9 protein-coding genes are annotated in these 19,349 nt (G+C 47.7%); 5 read left to right on the top strand and 4 right to left on the bottom strand.

Annotated elements, in window-relative coordinates; all coding sequences use genetic code 11:
• Window positions 1–62 precede the first annotated feature (62 nt).
• The 5 genes from LPB140_RS01190 to LPB140_RS01170 all read left to right on the top strand — a co-directional run bounded on the left by LPB140_RS01190 (window position 63) and on the right by LPB140_RS01170 (window position 14,951).
• A complete protein-coding gene (locus LPB140_RS01190) occupies window positions 63–6,791 on the top strand; it encodes an SdrD B-like domain-containing protein (protein WP_072558324.1) in 6,729 nt (2,242 codons plus the stop codon).
• Window positions 6,792–6,796: 5 nt separating this feature from the next.
• Window positions 6,797–10,489: a TonB-dependent receptor gene (locus LPB140_RS01185; RefSeq protein WP_072558323.1), complete on the top strand. Its 3,693-nt coding sequence runs from the start codon at window positions 6,797–6,799 to the stop codon at window positions 10,487–10,489.
• 585 nt (window positions 10,490–11,074) lie between these two features.
• Window positions 11,075–12,304, top strand: a complete 1,230-nt coding sequence (locus tag LPB140_RS01180) for a polysaccharide biosynthesis/export family protein (RefSeq protein WP_072558322.1) — start codon at window positions 11,075–11,077, stop codon at window positions 12,302–12,304.
• The gene (locus tag LPB140_RS01175; protein WP_072558321.1) at window positions 12,301–13,716 is read left to right on the top strand and encodes a GumC family protein; all 1,416 of its coding nucleotides are present in this window, start codon (window positions 12,301–12,303) and stop codon (window positions 13,714–13,716) included. The genes LPB140_RS01180 and LPB140_RS01175 overlap by 4 nt, the downstream gene beginning before the upstream one ends.
• Window positions 13,671–14,951 (top strand): capsular biosynthesis protein, encoded by a 1,281-nt coding sequence (locus LPB140_RS01170; protein ID WP_072558320.1) that lies wholly within the window; start codon window positions 13,671–13,673, stop codon window positions 14,949–14,951. The genes LPB140_RS01175 and LPB140_RS01170 overlap by 46 nt, the downstream gene beginning before the upstream one ends.
• Before the next feature lie 7 nt (window positions 14,952–14,958).
• Here LPB140_RS01170 and LPB140_RS01165 read toward each other — a convergent pair whose 3' ends face one another.
• The 4 genes from LPB140_RS01165 to LPB140_RS01150 are packed head-to-tail and all read right to left on the bottom strand — an operon-like array spanning window position 14,959 to window position 19,338.
• Window positions 14,959–16,014 carry a glycosyltransferase family 4 protein gene (locus tag LPB140_RS01165; RefSeq protein ID WP_072558319.1) on the bottom strand — a complete coding sequence of 352 codons (1,056 nt, stop codon included), beginning with the start codon at window positions 16,012–16,014 and terminating at the stop codon, window positions 14,959–14,961.
• Window positions 16,011–17,060, bottom strand: a complete 1,050-nt coding sequence (locus LPB140_RS01160) for a glycosyltransferase family 2 protein (protein ID WP_072558318.1) — start codon at window positions 17,058–17,060, stop codon at window positions 16,011–16,013. Before LPB140_RS01160 ends, LPB140_RS01165 begins: the two co-directional genes overlap by 4 nt.
• A gap of 41 nt (window positions 17,061–17,101) precedes the next feature.
• Entirely contained in the window at window positions 17,102–18,025 is a 924-nt protein-coding gene (locus tag LPB140_RS01155) for a glycosyltransferase family 2 protein (protein WP_072558317.1), read from the bottom strand.
• Window positions 18,022–19,338, bottom strand: coding sequence for an oligosaccharide flippase family protein (locus LPB140_RS01150; protein WP_083549808.1), 1,317 nt, complete (start codon window positions 19,336–19,338; stop codon window positions 18,022–18,024). Before LPB140_RS01150 ends, LPB140_RS01155 begins: the two co-directional genes overlap by 4 nt.
• Between the last annotated feature and the right edge of the window lie 11 nt (window positions 19,339–19,349).

Genomic DNA, 19,349 nt, shown 5'->3' with positions numbered 1-19,349 from the left:
ATAAATTTTTTACCATATTAACAGCATTAGTAGCTCAGATTTTTTTAATTTGAGGACATATTATGCGGCATTTAGCCTTTGATAATCAAAAGACAGTCATTTCATCGTCTGAACAGGCACGTAAATTGCTGAAACGGGCAAAATGGCTAGCTGGCGCATCAATATTGGCGGCTAGCAGTACGGCAATGGCTGCACCATCATTGGTTGTTAATAATGTCGGTACACCGACAGTTGTTGGCACTGGTCAGGGCAAAAGAGCCATTTGGACCAATGCAGGCACGGTGGGAAGTGATACAATTGACCTTGTCGGTGTCATCACAACCGCAACCTTAAACCATACATGGAGCACTACAGCCAATCGGCCTTCTATTACTTCCGTGGGGCCGGATGATATTTTCATCGAATGGCGTTTATATCGTGCAGGTACATATAATATCACAACAAATAGCGGCGGTGTGCCAGTGGTTGCCGATGTGCATGTTCAATTTAATGATGTCGATGGCCCAAATAATGAACGTATTTACCTGCCCGTATGTCAAGGTGATATAAGCTGGGTTCGAATTGATGCCACCGCCACCACGGGCCGCGCCTTTGGCGCGGTTGCAGGGCAGGCGGAAACATTCAGCTTAATCGGCGATCAAAATTATAATAACCAGCCTGTATCTGGTTTGGAAGCATTGTGGAAAGACCGCAGCACATTTACCATGGGACGCACTGCGAATAGCGGCTTTTTAATTCGTTTTGACAATCCAACATATAGCGCATTTGACACATTGGATTTTGAATGCGCGGATTTTAAGCCGCCCGTTACGGTTAATGATTCCAAAGAAGGCGTGCCGGGAACGTCAACTATTGTCGATATTTTGGATAATGACAGCTCGGCAACATTAAATAATAACCCCACCAATAATAATAGTTTAAAGGCGTCTGAATTTGCACGCGCATCGGTGAACCTTGTCCCCCCGCCATCCGCAACAGGCATTATCACCGACAGCTTTGGCGATGTAATTGGCTTTACCGTTCCAGGTGAGGGTGTCTGGTCATATAGTGACACAACAGGGCAATTAACATTCACCCCCGATCCAAGCTTTGTTGGCTATGCATCAACTGTAAATTATACCGTGGATAATGCGCTTGGCATCCAATCTAATCAGGCAACAGTAACCGTTTGGTATCCCGGCATTGGCGTGACCAAAGCATCGACATTTAATGATTTAAATGGCGATGGTTATGGCCAAGTTGGTGAAACCATCAATTATATTTATCAAGTAAAATCCTATGGCGCAGAGCCTTTGCGAAACCCCAGCTTAACCGAAACCACATTTACCGGTGCGGGCACGCCCCCAACACCAACCTATGTTTCGGGCGATACCAATAATGATGGATATATCGGCCTTACCGAAACATGGTTTTACAGCGCTGTTTATTCCCTTGTCGCGGGCGATTTAAGCGGAACGGGCGTTAATAATAGCGCGACTGCAAGCGGTAATACGGCTGCTGGAACAGTGGTAAATGATGTTTCGGACAGCGCCAACCCCGCCGATGGCAATAATAATACCAAATCCGGCCCTGGACCTGGCAATAATGACGCAACTGTCACCGCCGTGCCGCGTGCGCCCATTGCGGCAAGCAATGACACACAATCAGGCACCATCACAAATGATGGACAGGCCAATGCATTTAATGTTTTAAGCAATGATAGTTTGAAGGGCGCTGCGCCAACTCCATCAAATGTTGCGATTACTGTTACCACCCCTGCATCCCATGCGGGCGTGACGTTGAACACATCAACTGGACAAGTTAGCGTTGCCCCCGGCACACCAGCAGGCAATTATACAATAAATTATCAAATTTGCGAAATTGGCAACCCCACCAATTGTGCCAATGCGGTTGCCACAGTCAATGTTTCATTGCGTCCGATAAATGCGGATGACGATAGCGGCCCATCGGTGAACAGCACCAATGGCTCTGCATCACTATATAATGTGTTGAGCAATGATACATTTAATGGCGGGGCGGCAACAACGCCGAATGTCACCATCAATGTGACTTCACCCGCGACCCCTGCCTTTGCCGGCGCATCTGTGCCATCGTTAAATATATCAACGGGCGTTGTTTCTGTGCCAGCTGGAACACCGGCGGGCACATATAATATTGGATATGAAATTTGCGACAGCGCGGTGCCAACCAATTGTGAGGCCGCTATTGCGACAATTATCGTCACCCCGACCCCCATTGCGGCAAGTAATGACAGCGGCCCTGCGGTAAATGGTGCGGCGGGCAATACAAATGCTTTCAATGCCTTTACCAATGATAGCTTTAATGGCAATCCAGTGAACCTGTCGCTGGTCACCGCAACGGTAACCAGCCCTGCGACTCCGCTGTCTGCGGGTGCACCAGTGCCATCATTAAACACGGCAACGGGTGTGGTTTCTGTTCCTGCGGGCACACCAGCGGGCAGCTATACCATTGGCTATCGAATTTGCGAAAATGCCAATCCAACCAATTGTGCCAATGCCAGCATCACGGTGCAGGTGGCAGCTTCACCAATTGCGGCCAATAATGACAGCACGCCAGCGGTGAATAGCGCAAATGGCGGCAGCAATTTGGTAAATGCCCTTGGCAATGATAGTTTAAATGGTGCTGCCCCAACTGCATCAAATGTTAATATCACTGTGACTACACCGGCCAGCAATGCGGGCGTTACCATGAACACCGCCACGGGTCAGGTAAGCGTTGCCCCCGGCACGCCAGCGGGCAATTATAGCATTGGTTATCAAATTTGCGAAAAATTAAATCCAAGCAATTGTGCGATTGCCAATGTAACAATTCCAGTAAATGTGACCCCGATTGCGGCAAGTGCAGACACGCCGCCCGCCCAAAATGGCCGCACCGGCGCAAATGATATTGTTAACGCCTTTACCAATGATAGCTTAAATGGTTCTCCGGTCAATGTGGCGGATATTGAAGCGACCATAACCGCGCCAGCAACGCCATTAACCGCAGGTGCGCCTGTTCCCGTGATGGATCCCGCCACCGGATTGGTGGATGTGCCAGCAGGCACTCCAGCAGGCACTTATACCATTGCCTATGAAATTTGCGAAAAAACAAATCCCACCAACTGCGCGAATAGCAGCGTGACCGTTATCGTCTCGGCCGCGCCAATTACGGCGTTGAACGATAATGCTGGAACGGTAACAACCGCAAATGGCGGCGCGAACCTTATCAATGCTCTTGGCAATGATACATTAAATGGTTCACCTGTTGCCTTGGCGGATGTGAACTTAACCGTAACTGCACCAGCCAGCAATGCGGGCGTTACATTAAACACCGCCACGGGTCAGGTAAGCGTCGCCCCTGGCACACCAGCGGGCAATTACAGCATTGGCTATCAAATTTGTGAAAAGTTAAACCCGACCAACTGCCAAAGTGCAACCATTGCCGTGGTTGTGGATGTTACCCCATTAAATGCCAGCAATGATAGCCCCGCCCCCGTTAATGGTGCAAATGGCGGTAATGATATTATCAATGCTTTTGCCAATGACACATTAAATGGTGCGCCGGTCAATGTTGCGGATATTAGCGCGACCATAACCGCGCCCGCAACGCCATTAACCGCAGGTGCGCCTGTTCCTGTCATGGACCCTGCAACCGGATTGGTTGATGTTCCGGCCGGAACACCGGCAGGCACTTATACCATTGCTTATGAAATTTGTGAAAATTCAAATCCGACCAATTGCAAAACCGCAACAGTTCAGGTGGTGGTAACCGCCGCGCCAATTACGGCAGATGCGGACAGCCCAGCACCCGTTAATGGTGCGACAGGCGGCAATGATATTATCAATGCCTTTGCCAATGACAGCTTAAACGGTGCGCCGGTCAATGTCGCCGATATTGAAGCCACTGTTACATCGCCCGCAATGCCATTAACCGCAGGTGCGCCTGTTCCCGTGATGGACCCCGCCACCGGATTGGTGGATGTGCCAGCAGGCACTCCCGCAGGCACTTATACCATTGCTTATGAAATTTGTGAGAAGTTAAACCCCAATAATTGCGCAAGCAGCACGGTCAATGTGGTGGTAACCGCCGCGCCAATTACGGCAGATGCGGACAGCCCAGCACCCGTTAATGGTGCGACAGGCGGCAATGATATTATCAATGCCTTTGCCAATGACAGCTTAAACGGTGCGCCGGTCAATGTCGCCGATATTGAAGCCACTGTTACATCGCCCGCGACGCCATTAACTGCAGGTGCGCCTGTTCCCGTGATGGACCCTGCCACCGGATTGGTGGATGTGCCGGTTGGCACGCCAGCAGGCACTTATACCATTGCTTATGAAATTTGTGAGAAGTTAAACCCCAATAATTGCGCGACCAATAATGTGACCGTGGTGGTAACCGCTGCGCCAATTGCCGCGAGCAATGATGCGGTTGGCCCTGTTCCTGGCATATCAGGCGGTTCAAATCTTATCAATGCGCTTAATAATGATATGTTAAACGGTGCATCGGTTGCCATCGCAGATATAAATGTAACCGTGACCAGCCCAGCCAGCCATGCAGGCGTTACTTTGGACCCCGCAACTGGCATGGTCAGCGTTGCGCCAAACACACCAGCAGGCACATATACCATTGGCTATCAAATTTGTGAGAAGTTAAACCCCACAAATTGCGCCAATGCCATTATTTCGGTGACCGTGGATGCCGCGCCAATTATGGCGGATGTGGATAGCCCCGCACCAGTAAATGGTGCAAATGGCGGTAATGATATTATCAATGCCTTTGCCAATGACAGCTTAAACGGTGCGCCCGTCAATGTGGCGGATATTGACGCGACCATTACGACCCCAGCAACGCCTGCTACCCCCGGTGCGCCTGTTCCTGTCATGGACCCTGCAACCGGATTGGTTGATGTGTCGGTTGGCACGCCCGCAGGCACTTATACCATTGCCTATGAAATTTGTCAGAAGTTAAACCCCACCAATTGTGCAAGCAGTAATGTAACCATAGTGGTTGAGGCGCCAGAAATATTGGCGGCAAATGATGTTCCTGCTCCGGTAAGAAGCGGCGTAGGCAATCCCAATGCAATTAACGCCTTTGCCAATGATATATTGAACGGTTCGCCTGTCGATGTGAATGACATAAATGTCACCATTTTGACACCGGCGGCACATGCTGGCGTGGTGCTTGATCCCGCAACGGGTATAGTGTCGGTGACGGCAAATGTGCCCGATGGCACATATATTATTGAATATCAAATTTGTGAAAAATTAAATCCCACCAATTGCAAAACTGCAACGGTGACGGTAGTTGTTGAACCTCCGGTCAGTTCCGTCACCGGTACCGTGTTCACCGATGTTAATGGTGATGGTGTGCTCGGCCCTGATGAGCCACGCCGTGCAGGTTGGATTGTTGAAATTATGAAGGACGGTGTTGTTGTGGCCACCACCACAACCGACGCCAATGGCGACTATCGTGTCGATGGGCTTTTATCCGGCCCTGGATATGATATTGTTTTCCGTAATCCAGAAAATAATGTTGTTTATGATAAGATTGAGGGTGTCAATCTTGTCAATAACACGGTTGTTATTGATCAAAACCAACCCATTGATCCATCGGGCGTTATTTACGATTCCATCACCCGTAACCCAATTTCCGGCGTTACGGTCCGCTTGCTTGGTCCAGATGGCAATCCATTGCCCTCCATTTGCTTTGTTGATGCGTCACAGGCAAGCCAAACAACCGGAGCAAGCGGCGAATATCGTTTTGATATTATTCCAGGTGCTGCACCGCAATGTCCAGCAAGTGAAACGGTTTATACTATCCAAGTAACTCCGCCAGTTGGATTTGCCGATGGTTCAACAGTGTTGGTGCCATTGCCTGGTCCATTCGACCCAAGTGGCCTGCCTGCGCCAGTTCGCATCTCACCCGATGCAACCCCACCACAAGGGTCGGACACGCCATTTTACCTTAGCTTCCGGTTGCAACCGGGCGATCCTGATGTGGTTAATAATCATATCGCGCTTGATCCATTTTTGAACCGCACGCCATTGGTGGTCACCAAAACCAGCATTAAACGTTCGGCCAGCACAGGCGACTTAGTCCCCTATGAAATCACCGTGCGTAACACCGAAAATGCACAACGCGCTGGTGTTGATGTTGTCGATATTTTACCAGCGGGCATGAAATATGTGCTGGGCACGGCGTCGGTAGATGGTGTTGCCAATGAACCAATTGCCACAAATAATAATCGAGAGCTGCGTTGGACAGGTCAGGTGATACCGGCAAATGGTTCGGTGCGGTATAATTTAACCCTTGTTGTGGGTGCGGGCGTTACCGGCGGTGAAAAGGTGAATACCGGACTTGCCCAAAATGCTGCGGATTTCAGTGCCATTTCCAACCGTGGTACGGCCGTAGTGGCCATTGTGCCCAGCGCGGTTTTTGATTGTTCTGAACTGCTTGGCAAGGTGTTTGAAGATAGAAACCGTAATGGATATCAAGATGAAAATGAGCCTGGCATAGCTGGTGTTCGTTTGGCCACGGTCAACGGCCAATTGATAACCACCGACGAATTTGGCCGTTATCATATTGCCTGTGCCGCGGTGCCAGATGCACGTATCGGTTCAAACTTTGTTTTGAAAGTGGACACACGAACCCTGCCTATTGGTTGGGAGGTCACTTTTGATAATCCAAAATCAATCCGTCTGACCCGAGGTAAATTTGGTGAGTTAAACTTTGGTGTCGCACCACGTGAAGAGGGCGCTCCTACAAACAGCAATGGAAAAGGGGAGTAAGCGCCATGAAAAATATATTGGAAAACAAAATGAACAACAGCAATAAACAAAATAACAACCCCAATATTTGGGCGCTTCGTTCTTCAATGTTGGCTGTGGCTGTCGCGGCGACACCGGCGGCGGCATATGCCAATGATGATGTGGCGGACGGCGTTTCGGCCAATGGTCAGGAACAGTCCCAAATTATTGATATGTCGGCTGTTGCTGGCACCTATGAAAAAAATGGGACGATATTTGTCGCCGGCACGGGTGAAAATGAACCCAAATTATATAAAAATGTGCCAGTTAAATCTGCTGTAAATACATCCTCCATTGCTATTGCTGCGGCTACTTCCCCTGCGCCCGAAAAACAATCTGTTAAGGCACGAACAGATAAGCATGACATAAAATTCCGCGCCGATACATTGGTGGTCACACCGATTTTAAACATTGGCATGATGAATTCAGAGCGCACAGCAGCGGCGGGTGAAACGATAAATTTCCTTGGCTATAGCAACTATCCCGCCTTTATTGAAAAGGGCGAGGTGCGCATTTTCCGTGCAACGCAAAGCACGGATTCTGAACCAGTGGCCATCATATCGGTCGATGAAAATGGCAGCGCAAGTTGGAATGTGCCAGATAACAGCCCATCGGCGCTTTATTATATTTACCGTATATATGGGGCCAATGGTAAATTTGATGAAACCACGCCGCAGGAATTGACCATTGTTGAAAATAGCATGGCATTAAAAAAGGCGCAGGAGCCAGTATCGCGTCCCAATTTTGGTAATGTGGATGAGGCAGCACGCCGTAATATTGAATTGTCTGGTTTAATGGCGACAGTAACAGGCCATGCGGAGCAGGGCGATATTGTCCGCGTTTCGGGCCAATTTGTGCCCGTTGATACCGATGGCCGTTTTGTTGCGCAACAAATTGTGTCGCGTAAAGATGGCGAAATGCATGTTTCAATTACCCGCAATGGGAAAGAGGTAAAAAGCGCAACGCAAAGCTTTGCCGCGCCAAAGGATGATTGGTTTGTTGTGGGGCAGGGTGATTTAACCTTGGGCAGAAGCTATGGCAGCGGCCCTGCATCGTTGGTGAGTGGGGATAGTTTGGCCGAGGGCAGCTATGCCATTGGCCGCGCTGCATTTTATGCCAAGGGTGTGGTGGGTGATGATGTTCGTGTGACCGCATCGGTTGATACGGGCGAAACATTGGTCAAGGATTTGTTCAGCAATTTGGACCGAAAAGATCCAAGCCAATTATTGCGCCGTTTGAACCGCGATCAATATTATCCCACCTATGGCGACAATTCGACATTGGTCGAGGATGCGCCAACACAGGGCCGTTTCTATCTTCGCGTTAATAAAGACGACAGCCAATTTGTTATCGGCAATTTTGTCACCCAAGTTAATGGCGCCGAATTGGCGCAGCTTGATCGCGGATTATTTGGCGCTTTGATAGATTATAATAGCAAGGATAGCACCAGCTTTGGCGAACGCAGGACGCAAATTACCGCCTTTGCATCCGATCCTGGCACTGTTCCCGGGCGAGAGGAATTTCGCGGCACGGGCGGTTCATTATATTTTATGAAACGTCAGGATGTCTCCATTGGGTCGGAACGTGTGCGCATTGAGGTGCGCGACCGTGAAACCGGATTGATTTTGGAAATCCGCGATTTATACCCGCAGCAGGATTATGATTTTGATCCATTTCAAGGGCGCATTACATTGGTAAAGCCATTGGCCTCTACCGTTGCCACCGACAGCGCAGTGCGTGAGGGCAGCTCCACCGGAAATGTGCCGGTATTGGTGGTGCGTTATGAATATACGCCGCCCGTGGGTGATTTGGATGGATATACCATTGGTGGCCGCGGTTCAGGCTGGCTTGGTGATAAGGTTCGTTTCGGCGTAACCGCCCAGCGTGACACGGTGGAGGAAGCCGCCCAAACCTTGTTGGGCGCAGATGTCATGGTCCGTGTTACCGCAGGCAGTTATTTTAAAGCAGAAGTTGCGCAAACCGACGGGCCGGGCTTTGGCCAATCTAATTCGGTTGATGGCGGGCTTAGCTTTACCGACATTGTCAGCCCGGGAACATCGGTAAAGGCAAAGGCATATCGCACCGAGGCAGCCGTAAATTTTGCCGAATTGGCCGGTAAAAGCGGCGATTTGGGTACAGCATCGGTTTATTTTGAACATTATGATCAGGGCTTTTCCTCATCAGGGCGCTTAACCCCGTCTCAAACCGAAAGATGGGGCGTCGCCATGGCAGCGCCCGTGGGCGAAAAATCCTCCATTTCGGTAAAATATGATCAGCTATTATCAGCAGGAACGGGAGATAGCAAAACCGGCACATTTGATTTGGTCACTGGCGGGGCTATGGGCAGCGCAAATGTCACCGCCAAATTGGGGGTCAGATATGAAGACCGCACGCCGGGGCTTTTATATAATAGCGTCCAAGATGGCAGCCGCACCGATGCTGCATTGGAATTAGAATATGCCCCAATGATGAAAAACTGGTCCTTATTTGGATTTGGTCAGGCAACATTGGATCATGATTCCACCCGCAATAGAAATGACCGTATTGGCGGCGGGGTAAAGGCGGAGCTTACCGAAAAATTGTCATTGGCCAGTGAAATATCGGGTGGTTCGGGCGGATTGGGCGCGGATGTCCAATTAAACCACCGCTATGGCGAAGGTTCAGAGGCATATATTGGCTATGCGCTGTTCGCGGACCGCACCGATACCGGATTGGACACACAAAATATCTTTACCCGTTCAAACAGAGGTAATTTAACTTTGGGTGCGCGCCACCGTTTCAGTGACAGCCTGTCCATATATGGTGAAAACCGTGTTGGCATGGGCGGCACAGCGCCATCATTATCACGCGCCTATGGATTGAAATTTGATCCGATTGAAAAACTTTCCATTACGGGTAGTTTTGAGAATGGCCGAATTGACGATGCAACGACGGGATTGTTCAAACGCACTGCGGGCAGCATCGGCCTTGGTTGGCAGGATGAAAATGTCAAATTGGGCAGTTCAGTCGAAATTCGCAGAGAAAAAGGCAATGGCCGCGATCAAACCGTAACTTTATTCCGCAGCGACATAAATTATAATGTCAATCCGGACTGGAGCGCATTGGGCCGATTAAATATTGCCCGCGCGGATAATGACAGCGCGTCCATTCGTGCCGCAGAATATACCGAGGCAATGGCCGGTTTCGCCTATCGCCCGATCAATAATGAACGGTTAAATGCCCTTGTCCGCTTTACCTTTTTCGAAGATTTAGGGCCAGCAGGTCAGGTCACGGGCAGCGGCGAAATTGAAAGCCCGAAACAGCAATCAAAAATTGCCAATATTGACGTGAATTATGATTTGACCAATTGGTTGACCATTGGCGGTAAATATGGATATCGTTCGGGCAAAGTATCACTTAGCCGGGATAGCGATATTTTCGTAAAATCCGATGCGCATTTGGGCGTTATTCGCGCAGATTTCCATGCCGATGATCATTGGGATATTTCATTGGAAGGACGCGGCCTGTGGGTTGAATTGGCCGATGATAAACGATTTGGCGCATTGGGAACGGTGTATCGGAAATTGGGCAATAATGTAAAAGTTGGCGTGGGCTATTCATTATCAGATTTCTCTGATGATTTAACCGACCAAAGCTATACCAGCCATGGGCCTTTCATTAACTTACTTGGCAAATTCTAATCTAAATAATGATAGAAATTATCAAAAAGGGGCGGGTAATAACGTCCCTTTTTTTTGGCCTTTTTTTTACAATGCTTTGCTGCGTCAATTATAGAAATGATTATGATGCTGTATTATTACAAGCTATTAACAAGAGGATGAAAATATAGGTTTCAAAGATTTTTATGAATCGGGGTGAATTAAATGAGCAGATCACAAAGAACTGGAAAGTGGCATTGGCCAAATACAATAAAGCGTCTGGAATCAATGGCGGGCGACAAGCGTCTGTCGGAGGAGTTGAGAGCAGAAGCTGCTAATTTGATCAGAATTTTGAGCGGCAAGCAGACTATCCATTAGAAATGGGATTTCCTGTCCCTTTTTTTGGCATTATGCAAAATGCATAAATGGCGCATATAGAATATATAAAGGGCCAAAATAATGACATATGAGATAGTCAATATAATGACTAGCGTCAATTATATGTCTCTTTCATAATATTTTTATTTATATATTACAGCATCTTACCAATATATGATAATTGGCACGCCCCTTGCAATTCATAGGGTTGATTGAAATTTCGCGCAATTGACCATGCAGGGACAAAAGATGAAACAGGACCAAATTTATACATATATTGCCATGATATGCGGCTTATTTTCCTTAAGCGGCTGTGTCACCGTGCAAAAACCGCATAATCCGGTTGGCGCTTATTGGATGCCGGAACAAATAGACCCTGTTCATGATGATCGATATGATGTCGAATATGCAAATCGGGCAAATTTAACCTGTCACAAAAAAATATTTCAGCCAAGCGACCTTGGCCTTACCGGCGCAGAGGATAGATCCATTATTTCCGCCACCCCCATTTTAGGCAGCGGCGACCAACTGGCGGTGCGGATATTGGGTGATAAGGACAGATTGTCCAATATTTATGTTATTAACGCCGATGGCAATTTATATCTTCCTGGATTGCCACCGATCAATATTGCCGGACAAAATGTGATGGCGGCGGAACGAACAATCACTAATTTTATGGTGGCACAGGGCATGGCGCGGCCATTAAGCTCTATTGTACAATTGATATTGGTGGAGCATGGTTCGATAAATGTGCAGATGAGCGGCGCAGTGTTTAGCCCGGGCAATCGCCGGGTTGCGGAACGCAGCGCCGAAAGCAAGGCAGCATCGTCCCTGCGTATGGCAATTGGTGATTTTAACGGCATGCGCACGGTGGCCCCCGCATTACAGGCGGCGGGCGGGGTGCGACCCGATGCCAATATTTCGCAAATTTATATCGTGCGGAACAATAAATGGGCGGTGGTTGATATGTCGGCGGTTTTAAGCGGCGGCAATGTGCCTGATATTGCCCTTGCCGATGGAGATAGGATTATCGTGCCCAGCAGAAATTGTGCGGACAAGGATTTAATCCGGCCAAGCGCGATTACTGCACCGGGCATTCGTATTTTCATCTCTAACCTGACCCGTTCGGCAAATAATAATGCGGGCGCGGCCATTGGCAAAGAAAGCACCAGCCTGCCCTATGGCACCACAATGATGGATGCATTGGTCAGCGGCAATTGTGTGGGCGGGTCGGCCATGGCGTCGGACCGTTGGGCGGTTTTGGTGTCGCGTAACCCCATAAATGGGCAAAGCATTGTCATTCGGCGGCGTATAGAGGATTTAATCCACCGCGCCGATCGTGATTTTGTGACCCCATATTTAATGCCCAATGATTCAGTCGCCTGTTATGACAGCGGCATGACCAATTTTCGGGAAATTTTGGGCATGATGACCGACACAGTCACCCCAGCGATTATTTTAAGCAAGGTGGCACAATGAAACATGAAAAAATCATCATTCCAGATAAATTATCGCAATTTTTATCATGGGCTAGACGCGGTAAAATTGATGATAACAGATTGCGCCGTTATATTTTATTTGTATCGGCAAATATCATTATTTTATGGGCGATATGTTTAATTTATCTGGCAGTTGCGCCGCGATATTATCAAAGCAATTTCACCATGATTTTGCCCGGCAATGGCGTGGGAAGTTCGTTAAACCTGGAATCAATTGGACAGGCCAGCTCTTCATCAACATCGGCATTTAGCAGCGCGACATTAAGCCCAACCGAAAGCTATAAACGTTTATTATTGGCCGATATTACCATGGATCGAGCCACAGAGGGTTTAAGTGATGAAGAGGCCCGTACTTTTGGCAAGCCAAATGTGAAATTGGTGGACCAAACCAATTTAATTGAAGTGTCATTGGATGCGACAGATCCGAAAAAGGCACAGATACAGGCGCGTAAATTGCGCGATGCATTTTTACTGGGGCTTGACAATTTACGCCAAGACGAAGCTGCGAAACGTGAAGCGAGCGACCGTATCAATATTGCGCGGTTGGAAACAAAGGTAAAGGAAGCACAGGCCAGATTATTTGAATTTCAGGGCAAAAGCGGTCTGGTTTCCATGGACCAATTTGACAGTAAATTTACTGCCATTGAAAATTTAAAAGAACGTGCCCGTTCGTTGGAAGCCGATGCAAATGGCCAACATGCGGCCAGCGGCAGCATCACATCATCCATACAAAGCAGCCCGCGCATGGCCAGAAACGCCATGGTGTTAAAAGGCGACCCTGAATTTCAGGCAATGTTGGCCCAACATGCCGATGCAAAGGTGCGCTATGCCAAGGCAAGCTCAACCTTGGGCGTTAATCACCCCGAGGTGGTAGAGGCACGTGAACAGGTAAATAGCCTGGCCGGGGATTATCGCGCACGCGGCAGCAAACTTACCGGTATGAGGGGGGCAGATGTTGATAAATTTGCCGATTTATCGGTGACGGATTCACGCAGCGGTTTAATGGGTAATATGGTCATGCAACGCGCCAGCGCTAGCTCCGCCTCCTCCAGCCTATCCACGGTTAGACGCCAATTACGTTCATTAAAATCCGAAACGCCTGAATTGATTGAAAAAGCAGCCATATTGGCCGAATTACAACGTGATTTGCGCGTCGCAGAGGCGGTATTTTCATCCGCCTTGGCACGGTTGGATACCAGCAAGATGGATCCATTTTCATCCTATCCATTGGTGCAAATATTGGAAGAGCCGACATTGGCAAAAAGCCCATCCTCGCCATCCATTTTAATGACATTAGTCGGCGCCATTGCGGCAACAATTTTCTTACTTATTGGGTTTGTGATATTATGGTTTCGTCCTCTTATCCTCGACAAGATTTTGCCGAAAGGCTGATCTGCGGGGCCATCATATGGACATGGGGCTTTTGGCTGATTGGCGGGCTTTATGTTGTTGGTCCTGTATTGGGCTGGGTGTTGCTGGGTTTAATTTGTTGGAAAGCCTTTGCCAGCGATTATCTACCCAAATCCGGACAATTACACAGGGTCAATGCCCTTATCTGGTTATGGCCTATTTCCATGATTTTCATGTTAATCGTGTTAATTGTGGGGCATGGAAATTGGAATATGGGAACCGGTGCGACCATTAAATCATCCATCGGTTGGGCAAAGGGATGGGCGTTAATTGCGATTTTCATCATGGCAGGGGCGATGTTGCCAATACGCGCGGTCGCCATTGATCGATCCATTATTAAATTAGGCAGGATTAGCCTGTTTCTTATCCCTTTATTCATCGCTGCCCCCTTTGCCGGTTTGCCGCAAATTTTATATGTTTCACCATTAAAGGTCATTGGCGGGCCGGGGCCGGAATATTTTGCCGCAACATTATATACGATTGAACCGGGCGCGGGCACGGCGCGGTGGCAATTTTTCTCTCCTTGGTCACCAGCGGCAGGCTTAATATCGCTGATATATTTTTATATTTTGGTAAAGGCACGGGAGAAAAAACATAAAATATTGGCGGCCACGGCATTTTTATTGATGATGTTGTTAAGCCAATCGCGCCTTGCCATTTTGGCATTGATCATCATCCTTGCCCTGCCCATATTGATTAAGGGACATAGAGACATAAAATTTTGGTTTTTATTGGGTTTTGGCGCATTATTTGGCGCATTATTCGCGCAGGATATTATTACCGCTATAAATGATGCCCGCGCCGGATTTGAAGGCGCGCGCGCAGATAGCAGCCGTGTTCGCGCCGCATTGGGACGCATTGCCGTGGAACGGTGGCAGGGGGAGGCATATTGGTTTGGCCATGCGGTGGTTGAACGCGGGCCGCATATGGTGGAATATATGCCCATTGGCAGCCATCATAGCTGGTATGGATTATTATTTGTAAAAGGGCTTTTGGGGTTAATCTGCCTTGCCGCGCCCATGTTGTTGAGCAGCCTTTATCTTTTATGGCGCGCGCTTATGCGCCCAAAAAATCGCACTTTAATATCATCATTCATCATGATGGTTATTTTATGGTTATATAGTTTTGGCGAAAATTTAGAAATTTTGGCATATCAATATTGGCCGGCATTGATTTTAATCGGCATGGGGTTTCGCATCCCCAAAAATGCCGCATAAAATGGGGTCATGCCGCCATAATATGCATCAGGCCATTTTGATTATTTTTATCTGCGTCAACATTTAATCCAGTAACTTCGCTGCAAAAATTAAGCCATTGGCCAACCCGTTCGCGATAGCTGTGGCGGACCTGTTCCCTGCCGGCCATTGCCATATTATGCAAGGGCAGCGACGAAATATTCGCCAGCATATCGGCCATAATTTGCGGATCGGTGCAATCTATACTAACCCCACCATTGCCCACTTGGTCGGGCAATCCCCCACCATAGGATGTGATGATTGGGCGCGCCGCCATCATGGATTCGGTGGCCACGCTGCCAAATGTTTCATATCGCGATGGGATTAACATCACATCGCACCGCGCCATAAATGATGCAACATCATCAACACGGCCATCAAAAATAATTTTGGGATTGTTACCCGCATATTTGCGATATTGTTGTTCATCGGGCCCAAATCCGCCTATTAAAAGTTGATGAGAACAATGAGAAGGCAGCATATTAAATGCCTTTATCATTGTGTCAAAACCCTTGGCAAAGCAAAAACGGCCCAATGCGCCGATGATAAGCGGCTTGCCAATTGCAAAGTCCGGCGGCGGCAGCTGAAGCAATTCATTTTTGCTGGTACAGGGGTTTATGACCGAAATTTTATGCTTAAATTGTGGGGCGAAACTTATATACCAACGTGCCTGTGCGTCCGATACGCATATAATATGGTCGACCAAGGCACAGCAGATTTTGACCATCATGCGAAATCTGCTTTGATTTTTAACATGATATTTTTCCCAATCACCAATATAATGATGATCATTCCAAACCAAAAAAGCATGAGGATTGCGCTTTTTCAGACTGTAAATAAAGGGCATGCTTTTCCAATTTAACGCATGATGCAGGATGATAATATCGCTGTTCATTTCCGACGCGATAAAATGATTATTTTTAATATGCACCACTTTGCTGTCAAAATGGTCGGAAATTGGCGGGCTGTTAAAAAATTTAAGTCCATTATTCACCCCGCCAAGATTGGGGTCATTATTTATATGGGTGATGCGATATTTATTCATGCTGCACCTTTATTTATTAAATAGGTTTTCTTTGCTCGTTTCAGGGCGGTCGTGCCAAAAACAGTAAAAAATAATGCGGCGAAAAGGGTGACAAAGGATTTTTTCGGTTCAAATATATATATTGAACGGCTTTCCTTTGTGGCCTGCCACATATATTTTAATGCGGCCTTGCTGTCTCCCATGCTGATCGCGCGGCGGGCATAATATCGCAATTGATATGCGTGGGCCGCGCGATAATATCGTTCGGCAAATGCCGGGGCATAGCCGCGCAATTTAGTGACCATTGCCTGCCAACTGGCATATTGTTTGTCGATATTGGCCGATAAACCATCGGATGCAACGCGGTAAAAAGTAACCTGCGCATCAATGCCTTCGAAATTCGCGCCGCCTTGTATAGCCAATCTGACCCAACATTCAATATCTTCGGATTGCCGAAAACTTTCATCAAACCAACATAGCCGCAATTCATCTTCAGGATGGTGAAAGGCGATACGGTCCAATGTGCTGCGGCGGATAACGGGCGCTGAACCATTGCCAACGGGATTACGCAGGAAAATACGCTGCGGTTTTTCTATCCCCTTGCCTGGGTTCATGACAACCGCCATTGGTTTGCCATCTTCGCATATTAAACGCGATGCAGAATAGCTCATATCCACATGGGCATTATGTTCCAAATGGATGAAATGCAGGGCCAGTTTTTCCTTATGCCATCGATCATCGCTATCCAAAAATGCAATATATTTGCCATTGCTATGCAGGATTCCCGTGTTGCGCGCACCGGCAAGACCGCGATTTTCCTGTGTTATTATGGTAATTCGCGGATCATCAAAACCCCGCACAATATCCATGCTATTATCATTGCCGCCATCATCGACAATGATTAACTCAAATCTAGTAAAGGATTGATCCAAAACTGATTGTATCGCCTCTGCCACATATTTTTCCACATTATATACCGGCATGACGACCGAAATTTTTGGATAGCTTGCCTTAAACTTTGGCGCCTTTGGATCGGCCTCTACAAATTTAATGGGTTCATGTTTCATAATTTTTCAACTTTATATTACAGGATTAAACCACCCATGATTTATGCAAATATTTTGCGATGCAAAAATTGCGGAATGAACAGCGCAGCGCCCGCGCATAAAATTGTCATGCCGCCGCGATATGGGTTGGCGAAAAATGTTCTTTGGTCGGCCCGTGCGCCGCGAAACGCAAATTGACATGCCTGCCATGCGCCGCTGCCGCCGCGCAGGGCGCGCCGCGCGAGATAACGGCAATATAGCGCATCTTGTTTTTTAAATTGCGCCTCTGTGACATAGGTTTCGGCAAAGCTTTGCCATCCGTCATACATGGCCATAAGGTCGGATGATAAACCGTTCGGGCTATCATAATAATCAACCAAATGATGATCGATACCCTGAATAACGCATCCTTTTGAAATGGCGCGGGCAAGCCATTCTTGATCCTCTGCATGGCTTAAATTATTCGCAAATCCGCCAATTTTATCGATTAAAGATGTTCGCGCTACAACATTGGACATGGTGCAAATGGGGTGTTCGCCAATCACATCTTCTATACGCAATATATGGTTTGGCACGGACGAATAGCTAAATGGGCCAAGGCTGTTTTCTTCGTTCATAAAGCTTATTTGTGCAAAGCTGATATCGGCATTTTCAAATTGCCGGTGGAAAGCCAAATGGGTGGCCAATTTTTCGCTCTGCCATGTGTCATCAGCATCCAAAAATGCCACATATTTACCATTGGCAAGATGCCAGCCAACATTGCGGGTAAATGAAACGCCCTGATTATCATGCGATTTCACCTTTATTCGTGCATCCATTGCGGCCAGGGCAAATGCATTGACCAGGCTTTGGTCGGATGAACCATCATTGATGATGATGCACTCCCAATCTGTAAATGATTGTGCACGGACGGATTCCACCGCACGTCGCAGCGATGCCGCGGCATTATATACCGGAATAATGACAGAGAAAGTCGGGCTGTTCATATTGCTGCCTCCTTATAATTTAATGATTTTTGCTGTGCCCTGCTTTGGGCGATGATGAATATTGAACAGGGGATAAGGATGATGGACAGGCCAAGGACATATCCCATTGCGGCAAAGTTTAATGATGTGGCCGCGCCAATATATAATCCGCCAATCGCACATCCCCCGGCAAGGCCCATCATCAGCATTTCATGGCCTGTTTGTTTGTTTAAGCGTAGCCAAGTTGATGCAGATGCGGCCAATAATAATGGAACCGCGCCCAATGCCAAAATGCTGACCACATTGGCGGCTTCTGCCCATTTTTGACCAAAAATTATCGGCACATAAATGGGGGCAAATACCGCCTGTGCCAATGAAAATGGAATGAATAAGCAAAAGGATAAAATGGTAAATTGATGAAATTGTTTTATGCGTTTTTCGCTATTTTGAATAGCGCCCAATTGCGAAAACATGACCAGCGACATGGCGCCTATAAACGACATGGTTATGCCCAAACCCGCGCCATAGGCAAAATAATATATGCCCAGCGCAGGCAGGCCGGCCACTGCGCCCATAATGGGTTTATCAACATGTTGGCGCGCAGTGTTTAATATCTCGCTGCCCAAAATACCCAAAGAAAATTTCATAAATTCCGATTGGGGGCGATATCCCGCATCGGGCACGGGCCGCCAATATATAGATTTTCGCGCACCATAAAGCCAAATAGGCGCGGTTAATAATTTGGGTAAAATAATCGCCCATGCACTTGGCCAAATAAGCACCAATATGATGGTCAATAATTGATCGGCAATATTTTGCACCGCCGATAGCCGCGCCGTATATGCCAGCCGACCGGCGCGCATGGTCAAAAATATTTGCACCAAACCCGCAGGCATAATGGCATAAACCATGCTAAGCAGCATCAGCATTATCGCCGTATCGGCCAGTTCAGAACCAAAATATAAATATAGCCCAATTCCAATTTGAATGGCCGCAATAGACAGGCACCATTTCCAAAATAACCGGTAGGCTGTGTTGCAGGTGGCGGCCAGTTCATCATCATTGGCCAATATGATTTGCTGTCCAATACCGGCATTGGTCAACATTCTGACCAATTCATAAATGGACAAAGTCAGCGCTGCCAAACCAAGTAATTCGGGTGATAATGACCGCGCAATAATGACGATAGAAATTAACCGCACAACACGAATGGACAGTTCGGCCAAGGCATAATTGCCCAATGAATGGCCAAATTTATAAATGGGATGCGCGTGATAATCCTGACCAAAAAGCCGTAAAAGCATAAATTCATTAAATTGTTTAATGCGTGTCATTTTCTTTGGCT

It is taken from the genome of Sphingorhabdus lutea, from assembly GCF_001889025.1.
In the GTDB taxonomy this organism is placed as follows: domain Bacteria; phylum Pseudomonadota; class Alphaproteobacteria; order Sphingomonadales; family Sphingomonadaceae; genus Sphingorhabdus_B; species Sphingorhabdus_B lutea.
This window is presented reverse-complemented; position numbering and strand designations above follow the sequence as displayed.

What these genes read in the sequence shown, in the direction of transcription:
- LPB140_RS01185 (WP_072558323.1), top strand. Translation starts at nt 6,797, where the DNA reads ATGAAAAATATATTGGAAAACAAAATGAACAACAGCAATAAACAAAAT.
- LPB140_RS01190 (WP_072558324.1), top strand. Translation starts at nt 63, where the DNA reads ATGCGGCATTTAGCCTTTGATAATCAAAAGACAGTCATTTCATCGTCT.
- LPB140_RS01170 (WP_072558320.1), top strand. Translation starts at nt 13,671, where the DNA reads ATGGTTTCGTCCTCTTATCCTCGACAAGATTTTGCCGAAAGGCTGATC.
- LPB140_RS01150 (WP_083549808.1), bottom strand. Translation starts at nt 19,338, where the DNA reads ATGACACGCATTAAACAATTTAATGAATTTATGCTTTTACGGCTTTTT.
- LPB140_RS01165 (WP_072558319.1), bottom strand. Translation starts at nt 16,014, where the DNA reads ATGAATAAATATCGCATCACCCATATAAATAATGACCCCAATCTTGGC.
- LPB140_RS01155 (WP_072558317.1), bottom strand. Translation starts at nt 18,025, where the DNA reads ATGAACAGCCCGACTTTCTCTGTCATTATTCCGGTATATAATGCCGCG.
- LPB140_RS01180 (WP_072558322.1), top strand. Translation starts at nt 11,075, where the DNA reads ATGAAACAGGACCAAATTTATACATATATTGCCATGATATGCGGCTTA.
- LPB140_RS01160 (WP_072558318.1), bottom strand. Translation starts at nt 17,060, where the DNA reads ATGAAACATGAACCCATTAAATTTGTAGAGGCCGATCCAAAGGCGCCA.
- LPB140_RS01175 (WP_072558321.1), top strand. Translation starts at nt 12,301, where the DNA reads ATGAAACATGAAAAAATCATCATTCCAGATAAATTATCGCAATTTTTA.